Source organism: Bacillus sp. N12A5 (genome assembly GCF_026790125.1).
Classification (GTDB): Bacteria; Bacillota; Bacilli; order Bacillales; family Bacillaceae; genus Bacillus.
Genome location: NZ_JALAMR010000002.1, coordinates 210,819 through 230,480 on the forward strand (window position 1 = coordinate 210,819; position 19,662 = coordinate 230,480).

Genomic DNA, 19,662 nt, shown 5'->3' on the forward strand with positions numbered 1-19,662 from the left:
GGCTGTTAGTTATGCAAGGGCTGTTTTGCTTGTTTCAAAAGGGGATACAAAAATCTTGAACGGTGGGCCGTTTTGCCGCGCCTGTTTGCGGGACAAGACAAATATAAATGCTGTTTGGCCCGTGTCATCGCTACATATAACAGGCGTCTTTCTTCCTCCAAAGGAGCCTCATCTCCTTTTCTCGCTGTTTCTAATGAGAAATCGTGCGGGATCGAGCCGTCTACCGTGCCTAACACGTAGACGGTTTTAAACTCAAGACCTTTTGACCTGTGAATGGTCATCAGCTGTACGCCATTTTCATCTGTTCTGTTTTTCTCAGCGGCTCTCATATGGTCTACGTGGGCGAGAAAGTCAGGAATTGTTTTAAACTTCTTAGCGACGACTTTAATGTCGCGCAGGTCATCGGAGCCTTTTTCCAGTTTGTTGCCCTCATTGCCCCGTTTTTTTAAATACTCGGAGAAGCCCATTTTTCCTTCTGCAAAGGTGATCGCTTCCACGGGTTTCATCGTGCGGAGGCTTGCGAAAAACGGCACGATCTTCTTGATTTTGTCCAGCTGGAAAGGCTTTAGATCAGGCAGTTTGGCCAGCGCTTTGATCATCGAGCAGTCCTCCGTAATCGAGAGCGCCTTCAGCGTGTTCAAAGCGGACTGTTTTAAGAACAAGGCGGGAAGCAAGTGTTTAATCGCCTCAGTGTCATCCTCATTTTGGCTGGCGTACAAGTAGGCGAGAATCTGGCGGACGATCCGTCTGCTGTAAAACGATTGGACGCCGCGGTCAGCTGTATATGGAATTGACGAATGATGAAGCCTTTCATAAATGGCGCGGCCTCCGCTGTTTGTGCGGTAGAGAACCGCAAAGTCTTTAGGGTTTGCCCCGTTTTGAATTTTTTCCTTGATATCGGAAACGACCATTGTGGCTTCTTCCTCTTCGTCATAAGGATAAAACAGCACAGGGGCCTGGACGTCATCACGGGCCGCTTCAAGCATTTTGGCATACCTGTTTTTGTTCTTTTTCACGACGATATCAGCACTTGAGACGATGGGGTGCGTAGACCTGTAGTTCGCCGTTAAATAGATTGTCTTCGCTCCGGGATAATCCTTTTGAAAATCAAGAATAAAAGACGGATTGCTTCCCCGGAACGCGTAGATAGACTGGTCATCGTCCCCGACACAGCACAGATTTTGCTCCGGGCTTGCCAGCATTTGCATGATTTTATATTGAACTGGGTTAATGTCCTGAAACTCATCAATTAAGATATACGTAAATCGAGATTGATATTGTTCCAGAAGGTCCGGCCGATCGATAAACAATTCATAGCAGGCGGATGCCATATCATCAAAATCAAATTGATTGTGTTCTTTTTTCTGGCGCTCATAATGTTCATATAAACGATAGACTTGTTTTTCCCACTCATCCTGCAAAGGAATGCGTTCATTCGGAACATAAGTGTTTTTCCAGAAACCGATCTGCTGCAGGGCCTGATCAACGGGGAACTCTTTCTCATCTATGCCTTCTTCATAGAGTGCTTTTTTTATATATTGTTCCCGCTGCCACTCCATTTTCAACAGATGCTCGCCGTTCCATTTAGCAGAATCATAGTGATACAAGATTTTATAAAACAAGCTGTGGAATGTTCCGGTGACAAGCCGTCTCACTTTTGCAGGCTGTAATCCGTACTGCTTTGCCATGCGTTCTTTCATTTCGGCTACGGCTTTTGTCGTAAAGGTAACAAGCAGCATGTGTTCCGGCGGTATGCCTAAGTGTTCGATCATGTGAGCGGCGCGCGCAGTCAGCACACGTGTTTTTCCGCTCCCTGCACCTGCAAGCACAAGCAGCGGGCCTTCCGTTTCCGTGACAGCTTTCAGCTGATCCGTGTTCAAGCCGACAGACGGAAAAAGGCTTGTATCAGGTTCTATCGTTTTTTGAACAAATGGTGTTCCCGGTTTAATGCTTCTCGGACGCTGCCATTCCGTGACAGCTGGAGACGAATCAGCAGCGATCGTTTTCCCCTTGGGCAAACGAATGACACCAAATTCCTGATCATCTTCTTTTTTCTCCTCTTTAGCGGACTTCGGTTCGCACGCCGCCTCACATGCAGGAAAATCTCCTGGCTGGCGATGGATAAACTCTGGCGGATCGGAGATGTTAAGCCGTAACAAAACGGGCTTTCCGCAATGAGGACAAAATAAATGTCCTTTTATTCCCTCTTCAAAGAGGAATTGATAATGTTCTCTCGAATATGTATGTAAATGTATGGTTCGATCATTCAGTCGGGCGCATTTCAAAAAGGGGTCCTCCCAATCAAAAGGTGTTCATTACAGACAATGACTATCATATCAAAAGAAATGTGTTTCAAAAAGTAAGTTTAAGGGAAAAGAGACGGCAGAGGAGTGGGTATCGCATGATATATGCAGGTAAAATTCAGAACCACCAATACGCTCAATATGCAAATAGAACGATTGGGCATAAGCAGGATTATGCCGGAACCGAAAAAATCAGCTATGTCCCGTTTCAGCGGGTATACAAAGAACTGGAAAAGCAGCAGGAGAATCAAACGGCTGCTGAAAGAAAGGTAAACGAGACAAAACGTAAGCGCTCTCTTTATAAGAGATTGCGAGAAAAAGGAATGGGCACGTACATTAACCGATATGTATAAAAAACCGTTCACATCCAGGGAACGGTTTTTTATATGCGGAAAAATCCGGATCTCAATAGACCCGGATGCTGTTTAGTCCTTAATCATTTGTAAGTGTGGAATGCCGGCATCAAGGAATTCTTTTTCAGAAAGCACACGATACCCGTGTTTCTTGTAAAACGGCACAGCCTGTGTTTGTGCGTTTAAAATGAAACCGGAAGCGCCGCCGTCTGAAGCCGCTTTTTCGAGCGCCTTCATAATGATGCCGCCCACACCGGCTGAGCGGTGGCTTTTCAATACACAGATGCGCTCTAACTTGCCGTAGCCATCCTTCATGCGCCATCTTCCGGCGCCGACAGGCTTGTCGCCGTCATACACGACGATATGCTCTGACTCATTTTCAAGTTCGTCAATTTCTTCTTCAGCAGGCACGTTTTGTTCTTTGACAAAGACTTCTTCTCTTACATAAAATGCATCTTTCATTTGTTCTTCATTTTTTGCAATAACTGCTTTCAAGTCGATTATTCTCCTCCGCCTAGCAAGAAGGTTTCATACACTGTCCATGATCCGTTTTCCAGCTGATAAAGCAAGTGGAAGCGGTCAACGATTTCTTCATGTGACACTTCCTGCATTTTTAATTGTCCCAGCACATCCGAATGCTCGTCGTCGGAAAGATTTTGCCCGACCGTCACATGCGGAACGAAATTGTATTCCTGTTCACCAGCCAACACACCGGTGTATAACTTTTCATTGAGTGTTTTTAATTCTTCCGTCGGCTCTGCTTTGATGTAAATGACATTATTAACAGGCGCGAATGAGCTGTATTTTGTCATTTTGAGAACGATCGGATGGGACTCCTTCGCGATGTTTCTCAGATGTGATACAAGCTGATCCGCTTTCTCCTCCGCACATTCAAACGATGCTCTCAGTGTCAAATGGGGCGGGATCAGGGAATAGCTCGGGTCATAGCGCTTTCTGTAAGAGTTCGCAAGGTCTTGGAGTTTTTTTGATGGAAATAAAACGATTCCGTATTTCATATTATGTCCCTCCTGGAAATAAAGTATGATAGAGTATCAAAGCATTTTTTTCAGCGCCGGCGTGATGAGCGGCTGCCAGTATGTCCATTTGTGATCTCCGTCAAATGGCTCAAAATAATAATCGGAAAGCTTCTTCTCCAGCAGCTGTTTCAGCTCCTGATTCGGTTCTGTAAAGTCCAGAATGTTTCCGTCTGTCGTGTGGACGTCAGTTTCTTTTGTGCCGATTTGGTGGTAAATAGACAGGTGTTTGACATCGTCTGACTGTTTCACAGCTTCCAATACATGTTTGTCAACATAAGGAGACTGCATGATGATGTTGCCGAACATATTCGGGTAATCGAGCGCTGTCATTAGAGATATGGTAGCCCCGAGTGAATCTCCGATCAGCGTTCGTCCGTATCCGACCTGATAGGTTGGATACTCATCATCTACAAACGGAACGAGCTCATGGGCGATGAACCGTTTATACGCCGAAAATTTTGAGCCTTCCGGATGATACGTTTGTCTGCGCTCTTTTACATCCTTATAAGGAACACCGATAATAATGCTCCGGTCAATTTCCCGTTTGGAAAGCAATTCCTCGACCTGCCTGCCGATTCTCCCCAGCCTGAAATAATCGTGGCCGTCCTGCGCAATAATGACATGGTATTTATAAAGAGGGGAGTAGTTGGACGGCAGATAAACAAGCAAGGTCATTTCCTCGTTAAGCTCTTTCGAATAGAATTTCTTTTCTTGCACTGTGCCGTTTTTCGGTGCCATAATACATTCCTCCAGGACATCACTAGACTTTCTTGCTGTTTTCCATTATTGTACCATGAATTATTAGAAATTTCTCTCTTTAAACCGTTCGGAACTCGAAGAAAAAAGTGTTGAAATTAACTGCAAATTGCGCTAATATAAAACAATCAGAAAATTGAAATCGATATTTCTTATCGTGAGAGGTGGAGGGACTGGCCCTTAGAAACCTCAGCAACCGGCTTGTTTTGTATATGTGCAAAACGCCAAGGTGCTAAATCCAGCAAGCGTTTTTTATGCTTGGAAGATAAGAAGAAGCTAAACCCCTTCTTCTTATGAAGAAGGGGTTTTTATTATGAAAAGGGAAGGTGTCAGCTATATGTCACAGCACGTTGAAACGAAATTAGCCCAAATCGGGAACCGAAGCGACGAAGTCACCGGAACAGTGAGTCCTCCTATTTATTTATCAACAGCATACCGCCACAGAGGGATCGGAGAATCTACCGGATTTGATTATGTCCGCACAAAAAATCCGACACGCCAGCTTGTTGAGGATGCGATCGCCAGCTTAGAAAACGGCGCGAGAGGGCTTGCCTTCAGCTCGGGAATGGCTGCCATCCAAACGATTATGGCGCTGTTTAAAAGCGGAGATGAACTGATCGTTTCATCGGACCTATATGGCGGCACGTACCGTCTGTTTGAAAATGAATGGAAAAAATATGGATTGACCTTTCATTATGATGATTTCAGCGATGAGGACTGTTTATGCTCTAAGATTACGCCGAATACAAAAGCGGTGTTTGTGGAAACACCGACAAACCCCCTCATGCAGGAGGCGGACATTGAAAAGATCGCCCGGATTGCTAAAGAGCACGGCCTTCTGCTGATTGTAGATAATACATTTTATACACCGGTTTTACAGCGTCCGCTTGAACTGGGAGCTGACATTGTCATTCACAGCGCAACCAAGTATTTAGGCGGGCATAACGATCTGCTTGCAGGGCTTGTCGTTGTCAAGGATGAGCAGCTTGGAGAGGAAATGTTTCAGCATCAAAATGCGATCGGTGCCGTCCTGCCTCCGTTTGATTCGTGGCTTCTGATGAGAGGAATGAAAACGCTGAGCCTCAGAATGCGCCAGCATCAGGCAAACGCGCAGGGGCTTGCGGCGTTTTTAGAAGAGCAGGAGGAAATTGCGGATGTACTGTATCCCGGAAAAGGCGGCATGCTGTCCTTCCGTCTTCAAAAAGAAGAGTGGGTTAACCCGTTTTTAAAAGCGCTGAAGACCATTTGTTTCGCAGAAAGCCTTGGCGGGGTGGAGAGCTTTATTACATACCCCGCCACACAGACGCACATGGATATTCCTGAAGAGATCCGCATCGCAAATGGGGTCTGCAATCGTTTGCTGCGTTTTTCGGTCGGAATTGAACATGCGGAAGATTTAAAAGCGGACCTAAAACAGGCATTATGTCAGGTCAAAGAGGGAGCTGTTTCATTTGAGTAATCACAATTGGACGCTGGAAACCCAGCTCGTTCACAATCCATTTAAAACAGACGGCGCAACAGGGGCGGTCAGTGTACCGATTCAGCATGCATCAACCTTTCACCAATCTTCATTTGAAGAGTTTGGCGCATATGATTACAGCCGCTCAGGGACACCGACAAGAACAGCGCTCGAAGATACAATTGCCGCATTGGAAGGCGGGACGAGAGGATTTGCTTTCAGCTCAGGAATGGCTGCCATCTCAACAGCATTTTTACTTCTGTCACAGGGCGATCACGTTCTTGTGACAGAAGATGTATACGGCGGAACCTTCCGCATGGTGACAGAGGTGCTTACCCGGTTCGGCATTGACCATACATTTGTCGACATGACGGATAGTAACGAAGTAGCGCGGAATATCAAGCCGAACACAAAGGTCATTTATATGGAGACACCGTCAAATCCGACACTTGGGATCACTGATATTAAAGCGGTAGTTCAGCTTGCAAAAGAAAACGGCTGTTTGACCTTTTTGGACAATACATTCATGACACCTGCACTGCAGCGCCCGCTTGATCTCGGCGTGGATATTGTGCTTCACAGTGCAACAAAGTTCTTGAGCGGACACAGTGATGTGCTCTCAGGCCTGGCTGCTGTCAAGGATGATGAGCTTGGGAAGCAGTTATATAAGCTGCAAAACGCGTTTGGCGCGGTCCTAGGGGTGCAAGATTGCTGGCTCGTGCTGCGCGGATTAAAAACATTACAGGTCCGTTTAGAGAAAGCGAGCCAAACAGCGCAGCGGCTTGCTGAATTTTTCCAGAAGCATCCGGCGGTGAAACGCGTATATTATCCGGGGCTGTCTGATCATCCGGGGGCCGAAACCCATAAAGGCCAGTCAACGGGAGCGGGCGCTGTGCTATCTTTTGAGCTTGAAAGCAAAGAGGCCGTTAAGAAATTAGTAGAGAATGTATCACTTCCGGTCTTTGCTGTAAGCCTCGGCGCCGTGGAATCGATTTTGTCCTATCCGGCAACAATGTCTCACGCGGCAATGCCTAAGCAAGAGCGTGAAAAACGCGGCATCACAGACGGCCTGCTCCGTCTTAGTGTGGGAGTCGAACATGCAGACGATTTAGAACGTGATTTCGAACAAGCGCTGAAAGAAATTGCGCCAGTGGCGGTTCGTTAGAAAAAGAAGCCGGCGATAGCCCGGCTTCTTTTATTATTCATCATCACGATTCAGAATCGCGAGGACTTGATGATCCTCCCAAACGCCATTGATTTTTACATTTTTGCGGGCAATGCCCTCTTTATGAAATCCGGCTTTTTCCAATACACGCATGGACCCGAGGTTGCGGGGCATCACACCGGCTTCAATGCGATGCAGTTTCAATTCGTGGAACGCATAATCAACAACCAATCTGACCGCTTCTGTCATGAGTCCCTTTCCATTATGGGCTTTGTCTAAAAAATATCCGATGAACGCAGTTTGCAGCGCACCGCGGATGACTTGGAAGAGGGAAACCGTCCCGATTAATGTATCATCTGATGCTGTAAAAATGCCAAAATGATATTCTTCATCTTTCTCCAGCCTTTGCTGATACCCCCTTATTCGTTTTCTCTGACCCTCAATCGTATAATAATCGTCTGCGCGTATCATGGAGAACTGTTCAAAAAAGTCCCGATTTTCGCTTTGCAGCCGCAGATTTTGTTCGGCATCCTTTATTTCTAAAGGCCTTAGATAAATGGTATTTCCTTTTAACATACAGCGATCTCTCCATTCTCATGCCAGCATTCTTACATTATTCTAAGGAAAGTGTAAAAAACCTTTTATAAAAAGGAAGAAAACCAATTTCCCATAAAGGTGCCGACATAGTTTCCGATTAAGTACCCGAGCGTACCGACAAGCATGATCGGGGCGACAAGCTCCCGCCATCCCTTGGCAATTGCCATCGCAGCCGCAGTCGTTGGCCCTCCGACAGTAGCGTTGACGGCTAGCAGAATTTCTTCTAGCCGCACGCGGAACAATTTACCGATAGCTAAGGAAACCGCTAAATTGCTGATCGCAATGATAAACACAAATAATAGAATAAGAGGGGCATTGGAGACGATTAAGCGCAGATCTGCAGGAATGCCGATCACCACAAAAAATAAATAAATCAAAAAGGTTCCAAGCTCCTGAGAACCATTGAGCTTTTCAAAAAAACGCGGAAAAAGAAAAATGATAAGAACAGTCAGGGATGTAAGCATCAAATATTGATCGCCCAGCGTTCCGGTCAAAAGGGGATGAGAAAACATGCTTTTAAAATAGCCGGAAACCTTCACACTGACCGCAACAAGCGCAAAAGCAGTACCGGCATTATAAGCAATATCCTTTAAGGAAATTTCCTTCCGTTTCCAATAGCTTTCAGCACTGTTTTTCCTGTTTTCATCAGCTTTCACTTTCTCCTCAAAAGGCATGGCATAATGGCGCTGAAACCATTTGAGTGCAGGAATGCTGATTAAGATAAAAAACAAAAGCGCCATCATAAAATTATCCGCCACAACGGTAGCTGACACATATTCGCCAGGTGTCTCAAATTTTGCCGCCATCGCCGCAAAGTTGATCCCGCCGCCAATATAAGAAGCGCTGATCATCCCGCCGATTTTATCTAAATAAGGAATATGCTGTTTGAGTAGAAAAAAAGCGAGGATGCTGCCAAGCACTGTTCCAACGGAGCTTATCAGAAAAATAAAGAGCAAACGCCTGCTTTCCTTAAAAATCTGCCGCACATTGATCTGAAACAATAAAAGTGGTATCGCCAGTGGTACCACATAAGACCACACAGTGTCATACACAGGGGACTCAACAGGAAGCACTCCTACATTTGTAAACACCATAGCACCTGCAAGCGCAATAATAGCCCCAGACACAGCGGATGCCCACTTAAAGCGCTGCTCCAACCCGATGCTCACTGCCGTCCACACCGCAATAAACCCCCATAATACCCATACATCATCAGAAGAAATCAAAGAATGCAAAACCCCATCACCCCTATTGTTAGAAAATTAAGACATATTATAATAGCCGATGAACAGAACAGCAAGTCCGAAAAAAAGTTTTTCTGAAAAAGCAGTTGACGAATAGAGGAGGAGGTTATATAATAGAACTTGTCAGAAAGACAACAGCATACCCAGCAACACATACATATCATGATTCCGTAGCTCAGCTGGGAGAGCGCTACCTTGACAGGGTAGAGGTCGCTGGTTCGAGCCCAGTCGGAATCATAGCTTAAACCCTTGCGCAGTAAGGGTTTTTTCTTTTTATAGGGATTTTCGGTTTTATTAATGCAGTATATGATTTAAATGAAAACCCAAGAATAAAAATTGAATTGAGGAAGATAAAATAAAAACCCCATTTTTAAAGTTCAAAATGGGGTTATTTCTTGATATCATATTAAGTTGCTGCTCTATCTGCGACCTTATAAGTGGACTGCTCAGAAAGAGCGTATGAAGCGCTAGATACTCCAACAACACCAAGCAAGAGCGCTAAACAAATTGCAATTTTACATTTTTTCATTTAAATGTTTCCCCCTTTGAATTTGTTTGCGTGCTTCAATTGCCATTTGATAAAAATCGACCGCATCATGTCTGTCTTCTTTGTTGGTCAAAAAATCAGCAACAGCAACAGCGTATTCTTCCATATCACCGTAAAGGTTTTTCTCTTCGAAGAACTTGAACACTTCTCTAAGTGTTTGTAAGTCGAATGATAAATAAAGGCCTTTAACCAGTTTTAATTTCTCGGTTACTTCCTGGTTGTTGTGTCGGGCAGCAACCTTCTGACCTTCCTGGTATAATTCTAATGCAGCCTTTAAATCATTCTTCTTTGCTTTGACATATGCCAGATTAAAAATCGCTTTGGACTCATAAATGTGTTTTCGATCCTTATGAATTTCATAGGCGATTTGAAAATGTTTCTCAGCATTGTCAAGTTCTTCAAGGTTATTATAACATAATCCCACGTTAAAATGAGCTGAACCAATTAAATGTTGCTCCCCTATTTCTAGGGCATCTTTTAAAGCTTTTTCAGCTGTTTCTAAGGCATCCTCATAACACATTTTATCTAGCCAGTTCCCGAAGATAACAAACTGACACTGGACCATTTCTTTGCCATATGTAAGATTACCCTGAGCATCTTTTTGCTCTTTAAATATAGAGTATGCTCGCTGAGCATAATTCATGGAGAAATGAGTCTCTTTCATATAGTAATAGACCTCTGATACTTTAAAATAGAACTCGGCCTTATCTGTATTTGCATTTTCATCTAATAAATCAAGATATTTTTCAGCTTCACGGTAATATGTTAGGGCAATAACTAAATCTCTTGTTCTGAAGTGATACATACCGGTAAAAAAATGATAATAGAACTCTATTGTATTCGTAAGGGATTCAGGGGCCATATTCTCCCTTGTCTTTTTAAGATCAGAATAAACACCATCTATATTTTTAACAGAGTCAGGTTCAAGATACGACAGCATTATTTCATGCCGCAGCTTTAATAGCTGAAGATAGACTGCTACTTTTTCATTTTTCTCCATCATATCGAATTCTTTTTCAACTTTTCTTTTCATTTCTTTGGCTTTCTCAACTCGACCCTGCTTTATGACAACATACCAATGATTAATGTCTGTGGTTACATAATGATATGGAATTAAATCCGAAACAGACAATCAAATACCTCCTTTTATTTACATATATTTAATATTATACCACCAAGGACACCCTCTAATAGAATCATTTTTTTTGAAAAGTCTCTCTATTTAGACTGATAAAGGTCAGAATAAACATAAATAAGGACCATATGGTCTGATATGACCCTTTAGCTTGCTTAAGAATTTATAGAAAGTTGGTTTAAAAGGCTATCGATGTCGTTTAATGATTTATAAATGACATCTACATTTTTCAAGAAAATGTTATAATGAGCTGAATTATTTTTAACAGAACAGGTTTCTCCAACTTTCAGAGGCAAATTATAGTCCTGAATCTTGATAACATGTGAAGGTGAAATAGAAATGTTCTTTACTTCAGCAGGTGTAGAGTGTATTTCATGAGCTGAAGCTACCCAACACAGAGTTTGTGTTGAACATGCTTGAGAGAGTTTGGCCATCTTTGAAGTTGAGCATGTGGGAATTTGGTAACCTGCACTTTATCCCCGAAGCTATCAAATAACTTTTCTTCATCTTGTTCTTATTTTCGCACTCATACCATAGATCAAGAATTGGAGTATTCTTTTGAATTTCTGCTGGACCGCTATAAAAAAATACGATCATATAGCAAACTCTAAGAATATAAAAATCGCTTTTTTCCGGAAGCTTCGGTAAAAAACGAAACTTTTGGCTCTAGGATTCTACTTTATAATGAAAACGGTTTCTTATGTAGTATACTTATACTATCTAATTGTTCAAGTGGATACTGACAGGAAGGATAGAAAAACAGATGAAGTACATGAATACAAGACAAAAAGAGATTTTGTATCTGTTGTTATCTGAACCTGATGACTATTTAGTTGTACAAGATTTCGCAGACAGGGTACAGTGTTCTGAAAAAACGATCAGGAATGATTTGAAAGCGATCGAGGATTATCTTAATGAATATTCTCAAGCTAAGCTCATTCGGAAACCGGGATTAGGCGTTTATTTACATATAGAAGATCAGGAAAGGGCCTGGCTAAGCCAACAATTACATACTGAACATTTTCATTCAAGGCAGCGGACTGATGAAGAAAGAATGCTGCATATTGCTTATGACTTATTAATGAATCTAAAGCCTGTTTCTGCAAAAGAAATGGCCGCTCAGCATTTTGTCAATCGATCTTCCATTAAAAAGGATTTATGTGCGGTAGAAGTGTGGCTGAAGCGATTTGACCTCACACTGGTTTCGAAGCAGCGGCTTGGTTTAAAGGTTGAAGGGAACGAAAAAAATAAAAGAAAAGCATTGGCAAGACTAGCTGATTTGATTGACAATACGGAGAGTACAAGCCAATTTATTAAAAGTAAGTTTTTAAGTTATGAAGTTGATTTCGTAACGAAAGAAATCAAATCATTACAAAAAAAGCATTCTCTCTATTTCACAGATGAGACGTTTGAGAGTTTACTGCTGCATACATTGTTAATGATTCGCCGAATCAAAATGAAGCAGCCGGTCTCGGTCTCCCCAAGAGAACTGGAGGCAGTAAAAAAGAAAAAAGAATATCAATGGACTTCTGCTTGTTTGCAACGGCTTGAGCCGGTGTTTGCCCTTCGCTTCCCTGAAGTAGAAGCCGTGTATTTAACATTACATATATTGGGCGGGAAAGTTCGTTATCCCTTGCAGCATAAACAGACAAATGACCATGAAAATGCTGTGCTTCCCAAGGTTGTAAGGCACTTAATCAATCGTGTTTCAGAGCTGAAAATGCTGGATTTTCATAAAGACCAGGATTTGATCAACGGCTTGAACATTCATCTCAATACAGTGTTACAGCGGTTGAGCTACGATCTTTCTGTATCCAATCCGATGCTTCATGACATCAAAAAGATGTACCCTTATTTGTTTCATCTGATCATTGACGTTCTGGAAGACATCAATCAAACGTTTGATCTTTATATCCCTGAGGAAGAGGCAGCATATTTGACACTGCATTTTCAGGCGGCGATCGAACGGCTGCATCAGAGCAGCGAGACACATAAAAAGGCAATTATCGTTTGTCACATGGGCATTGGAATGTCACAATTGCTGCGAACAAAAATTGAACGGAAATGTCATCAAATTGCTGTAGCGGCCTGTATCGCTAAAGCCGATCTAAAGGACTACACAAAAAAGCATGAGGATATCGATCTCGTTATTTCCACCATTGAGCTGGAGAATATGACGATTCCCCATATTGTTGTATCACCGCTTTTGGAGCCTGGTGATGAGAAGAAATTAAGTGCATTTATGCGACAGCTTGACGAATCGCATAGCCAAAAACAAAAAAACTTTCAGATGCTGAACAATACGACTCCATTTTTGGTTTTTTTGCAGCAAGAGGCAGAGCATCGCTATAAGTTAATTGAACAGCTGGCCACAGCTTTGTTTGAGAAAGGCTATGTTGAAAAAGAATATGCGGTTCATGCGGTTATGAGGGAAAAAATGGCGGCGACGAATATTGGAGCAGGCATAGCCATCCCCCATGCAAACGCTAAGTATATTAAACAATCAGCAATCGCAATTGCCACTTTAAAAGAGCCTCTTGATTGGGGAAGTGAAAAAGTATCGCTCGTTTTTATGCTGGCGGTCAAACATGAGGATCAAACCATGACAAAGCAGCTGTTTAGTGAGCTTTCATACCTGAGTGAGCAGCCAGCCTTCGTCCAGAAGCTGACGAAAGAAACAAATGTCATGACATTTTTATCTTATTTGGATTATTAAAAGCAGGGATTCCTTCCTTGCTTTTTTTGTGTTTATAGGGAAAAATGCCGTGATTTCCGGAACTTATGGTAAAAAACGCGATTTTAACGGCATGATTTCGGTATACAGTTGAGACAAGACCTTATTATTCTCACATTTAAGGAGGCTTCATATGAAACTGTTAGCGATTACATCTTGTCCGAACGGAATCGCCCATACGTATATGGCAGCGGAAAATCTGCAAAAAGCTGCTGACAGATTGGGCGTTAGCATCAAAGTTGAGACCCAGGGCGGAATCGGGGTAGAAAATGAGCTAACCGCAGAGGAGATTCAGGAAGCTGATGCGATCATTATTGCAGCAGACCGCTCAGTAAACAAAGACCGGTTTATAGGAAAGAAACTGCTGTCTGTCGGGGTTCAGGACGGCATCCGCAAACCGGAAGAATTGATTCAAAAAGCACTTAGCGGTCATATACCGGTCCATCATTCTGCTTCAACATCGAAACCTAACAATCAACAGGAGAAGAAACAAAATCCGATTTACCGTCATTTAATGAACGGCGTTTCATTTATGGTTCCTTTCATTGTCGTCGGCGGATTATTGATAGCGGTTGCATTAACGCTTGGAGGCGAAAAAACACCTAAAGGCTTAGTCATTCCGGATGATTCTTTCTGGAAAACGATTGAACAGATCGGCAGTGCTTCATTTTCATTTATGATCCCGATTTTAGCAGGCTATATCGCCTATAGCATCGCTGATAAGCCGGGGCTTGTGCCTGGGATGATCGGGGGATATATTGCAGCGACTGGAAGTTTTTATGACAGCGCAAGCGGTGCCGGTTTCCTTGGCGGAATCATTGCCGGATTTTTGGCTGGCTATGCTGCGCTTGGGATAAAAAAAGCAAAAGTTCCAAAAGCAATCCAGCCGATTATGCCAATTATTATTATTCCGGTGTTTGCATCGCTGATTGTAGGTTTAGCGTTTGTGTTTTTGATCGGCGCACCTGTAGCTCAAATTTTCGCAACTTTAACGGTTTGGCTGGCGGGGATGAAAGGATCGAGCTCGATCCTTCTGGCATTGATTTTAGGCGCGATGATCTCCTTTGATATGGGGGGTCCTGTAAACAAAGTGGCATTTCTGTTTGGGTCGGCAATGATTGGAGAAGGAAATTACGAAATTATGGGGCCAATTGCCGTCGCCATTTGTATCCCGCCGATTGGCCTTGGGATTGCGACGTTCTTAGGAAAAAGAAAATTCGAGGCATCTCAAAGAGAAATGGGGAAAGCGGCATTTACGATGGGACTCTTCGGCATCACTGAAGGAGCCATTCCATTTGCGGCACAGGATCCTCTTCGGGTTATTCCTAGTATTATGGCAGGTTCTATGACAGGTTCTGTGATAGCGATGATTGGCAATGTGGGCGACAGAGTGGCGCACGGCGGGCCTATCGTTGCTGTGCTTGGTGCGGTTGACCATGTCTTGATGTTTTTTATTGCTGTGATTGCAGGATCCCTTGTCACTGCTCTATTCGTCAATGTACTGAAAAAGGATATTACGGCGGCGTCCCCTGTGCCCAGCGAAGCTGCACCGGCAAGTGAAGCTGCTGCGGCAAAAGAAATACCGCAGCCAACTCAAGCTGAAAGCCAGAAAGCTGAGATAACCGACATCAAAAAACTGTCGGACATCATCAGTCCAGAGCTGATTGAACCACATTTATCCGGAGAAACCAGGGATGACATTATTGATGAAATGATCCAAAAATTGTCCCGCGGAGGTTTGCTGCTTTCAGAAAGCGGATTTAAACAAGCCATTTTGAATCGTGAGCAGCAGGGAACAACGGCGATTGGCATGAATATCGCGATTCCGCACGGGAAGTCTGAGGCGGTCAGGGAGCCGAGTGTTGCCTTTGGGATTAAACGATCAGGTGTTGACTGGAACAGCCTTGACGGATCAGATGCAAAATTAATCTTTATGATTGCTGTACCGAAAGAGAGCGAGGGGAACCAGCATCTGAAAATATTGCAGATGTTATCTCGAAAACTAATGGATGACAGCTACAGGAAGCGGCTGCTCTCCGTGCAAACAACAGAAGAAGCATACAAGCTGCTGGATGAAATCGTATAATGCGGGGGGATTTTCATGACGACTGAACCGTTATTTTTCAAGCCTGTTTTCAAAGAGCGAATTTGGGGCGGCACTGCTTTAGCTGCTTTCGGCTATAATATCCCATCAGAACAAACCGGGGAGTGCTGGGCTTTTGCCGCTCATAAAAATGGGCAAAGCGTTGTTCAAAACGGCATGTATAAAGGATACAAGCTAAGCGAATTATGGGAACAGCACAGACATTTATTCGGACATCTTGAAGGGGACCGGTTCCCTCTTCTAACAAAACTGTTAGATGCAGACCAGGACTTATCGGTACAGGTGCATCCGAACGATGAGTTTGCCAAAACACATGAAAACGGAGAGCTCGGAAAAACCGAATGCTGGTACATTATTGATTGCGAACAAGATGCAGAGATCATTTACGGCCACAACGCAAAAACAAAGGAAGAACTGATCTCGATGATAGAGCGTGGAGATTGGGATGAGCTCTTATGCCGCATAAAGGTAAAGCCGGGGGATTTTTTCTATGTGCCAAGCGGTACTGTTCATGCAATTGGGAAAGGCATTCTCGTTTTAGAAACGCAGCAGAATTCAGATACAACCTATAGATTATATGATTATGAGCGAAAAGATGCAGAAGGCAAAATGCGTGAGCTTCATTTGGAAAAGAGCACAGAAGTGATAGAAGTTCCATTTATTCCAGATCAGCAAACTGTTCAATACGCTCAAATAGATGGTTTGCTTATAGCCACATTGATTGAATGCGCTTACTTTTCGGTGGAAAAGTGGAATTTATCAGGATCAGCAAGCTTACAGCAGCAAAAGCCATTCCTTCTTGTCAGTGTTATCGAAGGGGAAGGCCGAATATTCTCCGGTGAGCATGTCAATACATTCAAAAAAGGAGACCATATGTTGCTGCCTTACGGTTTTGGGGAATATAAACTGGAGGGGCAGGCAGAGTGTATTGTCTCTCATTTATGAAAATCAGTGCTATTCAGTTTTTTAATGCTTTAGTTCAATCCCCAGCTTCAAAAGATGTTCGGTGGCTTCATTCAACAGATAAAAAATCTTAAATTTTTGGGAAATCTGCTGAAGGAGCTGGAAAATAAATGTTAAATCCTTTTCTATATATGATAAACTTATGTCAGAGAATGAAAAAACACGATTCGGTTGGTAGTCCGGATGCATGAATGATCATGTCAGTAACCTTCCCCTCCTCGGGATGTCCATCATTCTTTAGTATTTTGTTGAGGAGGGAATCGTTATGAAATTAACGATTTACTATGATGGTCAGTTTTGGGTAGGCGTTATTGAAGAAATTAATAATGGAAAGCTGAGAGCCTTTCGTCACTTATTTGGAAAAGAGCCAAAGGACTCTGAAGTATTAGATTTTGTTCATGACCAACTCTTGACTATCATGTCCAAAACTGAGCAGGAAGGGATTCGTTTAAAAGGCCGACACCAAAAGAAGGTAAATCCCAAAAGATTGCAACGGCAGGTTTCAAAAGAATTGAAGATTGCCGGAGTGACTTCTAAAGCTCAAGAAGCAATGAAACTAGAGTTTGAAGCAAGAAAACAAAAGAAAAAACAATTAACAAAAGAACAGAGGGAAAACTTAAAAGAAAAAAAGGAACTTCTCAAAAAGCAAAAAGCGAAAAAGAAGCATAGGGGTAAATAAGTTAAAAGCAGGCATAGAGCCTGCTTTTTAAATTGTAACGTATCTCCAATGCATAAAGTCTACTGATTTATGCTCCAATTCAAAACCTAACTTCTTTAAAATATTTTGTGAACCAAAATGATTATGTTCACATCTTGCTGTGATGTGGTTCACGGTATCTTGGCTTAATGCCCAGTTTATGATTTTTTGGGCAGCTTCAACACAATATCCTTTGCGGCGATGGCTTTTATTTGTTGCAAAACCGATTTCGATCACGCCATTTGTGTCCGGGTTGCCTAAAAACCCGGTTCCGCCAATAATTTCATTATTGTCCTTCTTTAAAATAATCCATGAATCAAATCCTTTTGTTCCATTGTTCAACTAATTTCTCACGGAAATAAGGGATGGCTTCAAAAAAATCAGAATTTGGCCATTCACCATTTGTTTCATAGCCCAGGTCTTTAATGGCTTGATGATCTCGTCTAGATGCAGCGTCTAGAAGGGGAGCATCAATCGTTTTTATTCGTAACCGATTCGTTTCAAGAAGAACCATACGTAATCCTCTTTTCTTTTTCTGGTAGTAATCGTAGCATACTACAACCTTGATTTGACTAAAAGCTCCAAGGACATACGGTTTATTTGAAATGAATCGCTTTATTGAAACTGTATGGCAATTGACAAAGTGAGATAATGCCAGCTATAAAACGGGCAGGAAAACGTGGTTCATGAAACGCTCCTACCCGTTTTTAAACATATTATCTTACCTTTTCGCAATCAGATAAAGCGATATGGCTCTTTGGGTTTGAACAGGATTATGGATGATAATCACCCATTGGTTTCTTCTCCTTGGAAAGCTTGCGATTGCATACAATGGAGCAGTATCCCGTGTAACAAACCCGCCGTTAATGACTTTGATATCACGACCCTCAAGATGACAAACAAGGTATTCACCAGGATCAATTACCTGTTGGCCAGTCCATGCGAAGGAATAAAAACCATCTCCGAGATCCTCGGAAGAAGATGGAGGGATAAAGCCGTCTACAGTCAGTGTGATTTCTCTTCTTCTCTGCCTTTCTGAAAAGTCTTGATGTCTTTGAGGGGTATAAGGATGTGTATAGGAAGGAATTAACGCAGGACCATAAAAATAATGATACAAAGCAACCACTCCTTATTTTTACATTCATACAAATTGTATGTGGGTGTATTTGGTTCATTCCTATTTTGTTGTAAGTTGACTAAGACTGGAACTGAAGGGGTGTGATGCTTAACTTCATGTTTTATACCCGTTTTATTTGCTAAAGGGCAGTGCCTTGACTATGCAGGTCAGTAGAATCTGGCTGTCTCTGATGATAGAATTTATATGTTGATTGCAATAAGAAGACATACACAAATGCAGGTTTTTTGATAGTGGGGGAAAAGAGTATGGCGAAAAAAATGGCAAAAACAAATGCGGTTCGTTTGATAGAACAGCAGAACATCTCCTATGAGTTATTACGTTACAAAACAGAAGGCGGCCAGCCGGCAGATGGCATCTCTGTTTCAGAAAAAATTGGTTATCCTATGGAGCATGTATATAAAACATTGGTGACAACAGCAGGAGCAAATCATTATTACGTCTTTGTGATACCCGTTGCTGAGGAATTAGATCTAAAAAAGGCAGCAAAAGTAGCGGGGGAAAAGAAAATTGAAATGATTGCAATGAAGGAACTGTTAGGGGTAACTGGCTATATTCGCGGCGGCTGCTCACCAATTGGCATGAAAAAACTCTTCCCGACCTATATTGATGCAGCAGCTGAAACTCTTGATTATATCATTGTCAGTGCCGGAAAAATCGGCATGCAGCTAAAGGTAGCGCCACAAGATTTAGCGAAAGCATGCGATGCAGCATTTGCAGAAATTGTATAGATCCGCACGCAATGAATTATAAACGAAAAAGCTTAGTCGCCTAGACTAAGCTTATTTCTTGTTCTTCTTCATCTGCCATTATTCTTTTTCAATCATAATAAAAATCTAATTCACTTCATGAATCCTTTGCTTTTTGAACTTGACTGAGCAAATGAGCAAAAAAAGAGTTGCCAGAACAAATAGAAATGAAAGGATCATCAACATACTCATGACTGGATAATGTTTCGCAGAGTAGATAAAAAAATCAAGCTGTGAAATTTGCTTGGGGCTAGTAATGGTGTCAATTCCATTTAGGAGTTTTGACATTTTAGCAGTATAGTTCCAATCAAACCGATCTGAAATAAGTTCACTTCCTTGATACCAATTGACAGCAGCTAAAAAAAGAAAAACCATAAAAGAAAATCCAAGCTGTATGACTAAAAATGTCATTTTCATTTTAATAACCCCCAAATCTATGAATCTAGAAAAACTAAACAATATAACAGTAATATGGATGATTTTATAAAGGAAAATGTCTGTTTTTTTGTTTGCTTTTGGCTTATAATACCTGATAGTGGAAAAAGAGTTCAAGTTTATCGATTAGAGAACCGCATATATGTTATTGCCATTTTGCTTTTAACTTTGGCGAGCGCCCGAGAGTAAGCTGAGGGACGTACTTTATTCTCTATCAATTAAAACATGAAATGCGGACATGGTTTGTAT

General features: G+C 42.4%; 16 protein-coding genes, 1 tRNA gene, 3 pseudogenes and 1 riboswitch. Of the genes and pseudogenes, 9 read left to right on the top strand and 11 right to left on the bottom strand.

From position 1 onward, the window contains the following. Positions 1 to 5: 5 nt before the first annotated feature. Complete coding sequence (locus tag MOC09_RS01435; protein ID WP_268369323.1) at positions 6 to 2,285, bottom strand: ATP-dependent helicase; 2,280 nt, start codon at positions 2,283 to 2,285, stop codon at positions 6 to 8. A gap of 116 nt (positions 2,286 to 2,401) precedes the next feature. On the opposite strand from MOC09_RS01435, the gene MOC09_RS01440 reads away from it, so the two are divergent. After that, positions 2,402 to 2,656: a hypothetical protein gene (locus MOC09_RS01440; RefSeq protein ID WP_268369324.1), complete on the top strand. Its 255-nt coding sequence runs from the start codon at positions 2,402 to 2,404 to the stop codon at positions 2,654 to 2,656. A gap of 72 nt (positions 2,657 to 2,728) precedes the next feature. Here MOC09_RS01440 and MOC09_RS01445 read toward each other — a convergent pair whose 3' ends face one another. The 3 genes from MOC09_RS01445 to MOC09_RS01455 are packed head-to-tail and all read right to left on the bottom strand — an operon-like array spanning position 2,729 to position 4,431. Next, the gene (locus tag MOC09_RS01445) at positions 2,729 to 3,151 is read right to left on the bottom strand and encodes a GNAT family N-acetyltransferase (RefSeq protein ID WP_268369326.1); all 423 of its coding nucleotides are present in this window, start codon (positions 3,149 to 3,151) and stop codon (positions 2,729 to 2,731) included. 5 nt (positions 3,152 to 3,156) lie between these two features. After that, entirely contained in the window at positions 3,157 to 3,672 is a 516-nt protein-coding gene (locus tag MOC09_RS01450; RefSeq protein ID WP_084991364.1) for a YjcG family protein, read from the bottom strand. Positions 3,673 to 3,708: 36 nt separating this feature from the next. After that, positions 3,709 to 4,431, bottom strand: coding sequence for an esterase family protein (locus MOC09_RS01455; RefSeq protein WP_268359584.1), 723 nt, complete (start codon positions 4,429 to 4,431; stop codon positions 3,709 to 3,711). Between the two features lie 167 nt (positions 4,432 to 4,598). Further along, a riboswitch (SAM riboswitch) is annotated at positions 4,599 to 4,721 on the top strand. Positions 4,722 to 4,786: 65 nt separating this feature from the next. Between MOC09_RS01455 and metI the strand changes: the two genes are divergently transcribed. After that, positions 4,787 to 5,908 carry a cystathionine gamma-synthase/O-acetylhomoserine thiolyase gene (metI, locus tag MOC09_RS01460; protein ID WP_268369534.1) on the top strand — a complete coding sequence of 374 codons (1,122 nt, stop codon included), beginning with the start codon at positions 4,787 to 4,789 and terminating at the stop codon, positions 5,906 to 5,908. Beyond that, the gene (metC, locus tag MOC09_RS01465; RefSeq protein WP_268369327.1) at positions 5,901 to 7,073 is read left to right on the top strand and encodes a cystathionine beta-lyase; all 1,173 of its coding nucleotides are present in this window, start codon (positions 5,901 to 5,903) and stop codon (positions 7,071 to 7,073) included. Before metI ends, metC begins: the two co-directional genes overlap by 8 nt. Positions 7,074 to 7,106: 33 nt before the next feature. Here metC and MOC09_RS01470 read toward each other — a convergent pair whose 3' ends face one another. Next, positions 7,107 to 7,649 (bottom strand): GNAT family N-acetyltransferase, encoded by a 543-nt coding sequence (locus tag MOC09_RS01470; protein ID WP_268369328.1) that lies wholly within the window; start codon positions 7,647 to 7,649, stop codon positions 7,107 to 7,109. Between the two features lie 65 nt (positions 7,650 to 7,714). Then, positions 7,715 to 8,905 (bottom strand): DUF819 family protein, encoded by a 1,191-nt coding sequence (locus tag MOC09_RS01475; RefSeq protein ID WP_268369329.1) that lies wholly within the window; start codon positions 8,903 to 8,905, stop codon positions 7,715 to 7,717. Positions 8,906 to 9,078: 173 nt separating this feature from the next. Between MOC09_RS01475 and MOC09_RS01480 the strand changes: the two genes are divergently transcribed. After that, positions 9,079 to 9,151 (top strand) — tRNA-Val (locus MOC09_RS01480). A 278-nt stretch (positions 9,152 to 9,429) separates the two neighbouring features. Here the strand turns inward: MOC09_RS01480 and MOC09_RS01485 are convergent. Continuing rightward, the gene (locus MOC09_RS01485; RefSeq protein ID WP_268367025.1) at positions 9,430 to 10,593 is read right to left on the bottom strand and encodes a tetratricopeptide repeat protein; all 1,164 of its coding nucleotides are present in this window, start codon (positions 10,591 to 10,593) and stop codon (positions 9,430 to 9,432) included. A gap of 251 nt (positions 10,594 to 10,844) precedes the next feature. Then, a pseudogene (locus MOC09_RS01490) lies at positions 10,845 to 10,988 on the bottom strand (hypothetical protein); the annotation flags it as partial. Positions 10,989 to 11,359: 371 nt separating this feature from the next. On the opposite strand from MOC09_RS01490, the gene MOC09_RS01495 reads away from it, so the two are divergent. The 4 genes and pseudogenes from MOC09_RS01495 to MOC09_RS01510 all read left to right on the top strand — a co-directional run bounded on the left by MOC09_RS01495 (position 11,360) and on the right by MOC09_RS01510 (position 17,076). Further along, a complete protein-coding gene (locus MOC09_RS01495) occupies positions 11,360 to 13,312 on the top strand; it encodes a BglG family transcription antiterminator (protein ID WP_268369330.1) in 1,953 nt (650 codons plus the stop codon). Positions 13,313 to 13,463: 151 nt separating this feature from the next. Next, on the top strand, positions 13,464 to 15,416 hold the full coding sequence (locus MOC09_RS01500; RefSeq protein ID WP_268369332.1) for a fructose-specific PTS transporter subunit EIIC: 1,953 nt from the start codon (positions 13,464 to 13,466) through the stop codon (positions 15,414 to 15,416). Between the two features lie 15 nt (positions 15,417 to 15,431). Continuing rightward, on the top strand, positions 15,432 to 16,379 hold the full coding sequence (gene manA, locus MOC09_RS01505; RefSeq protein ID WP_268367028.1) for a mannose-6-phosphate isomerase, class I: 948 nt from the start codon (positions 15,432 to 15,434) through the stop codon (positions 16,377 to 16,379). Between the two features lie 215 nt (positions 16,380 to 16,594). Continuing rightward, positions 16,595 to 17,076: pseudogene (locus MOC09_RS01510) on the top strand (YjdF family protein). Between the two features lie 27 nt (positions 17,077 to 17,103). Here MOC09_RS01510 and MOC09_RS01515 read toward each other — a convergent pair. Both MOC09_RS01515 and MOC09_RS01520 read right to left on the bottom strand, forming a co-directional pair. Further along, a pseudogene (locus MOC09_RS01515) lies at positions 17,104 to 17,608 on the bottom strand (GNAT family N-acetyltransferase). A gap of 207 nt (positions 17,609 to 17,815) precedes the next feature. After that, complete coding sequence (locus MOC09_RS01520) at positions 17,816 to 18,211, bottom strand: hypothetical protein (RefSeq protein ID WP_268358854.1); 396 nt, start codon at positions 18,209 to 18,211, stop codon at positions 17,816 to 17,818. 266 nt (positions 18,212 to 18,477) lie between these two features. On the opposite strand from MOC09_RS01520, the gene ybaK reads away from it, so the two are divergent. Further along, on the top strand, positions 18,478 to 18,960 hold the full coding sequence (ybaK, locus tag MOC09_RS01525; RefSeq protein ID WP_268358853.1) for a Cys-tRNA(Pro) deacylase: 483 nt from the start codon (positions 18,478 to 18,480) through the stop codon (positions 18,958 to 18,960). 105 nt (positions 18,961 to 19,065) lie between these two features. Here the strand turns inward: ybaK and MOC09_RS01530 are convergent, their stop codons facing one another. After that, a complete protein-coding gene (locus tag MOC09_RS01530) occupies positions 19,066 to 19,395 on the bottom strand; it encodes a YjdJ family protein (protein WP_268358851.1) in 330 nt (109 codons plus the stop codon). Between the last annotated feature and the right edge of the window lie 267 nt (positions 19,396 to 19,662).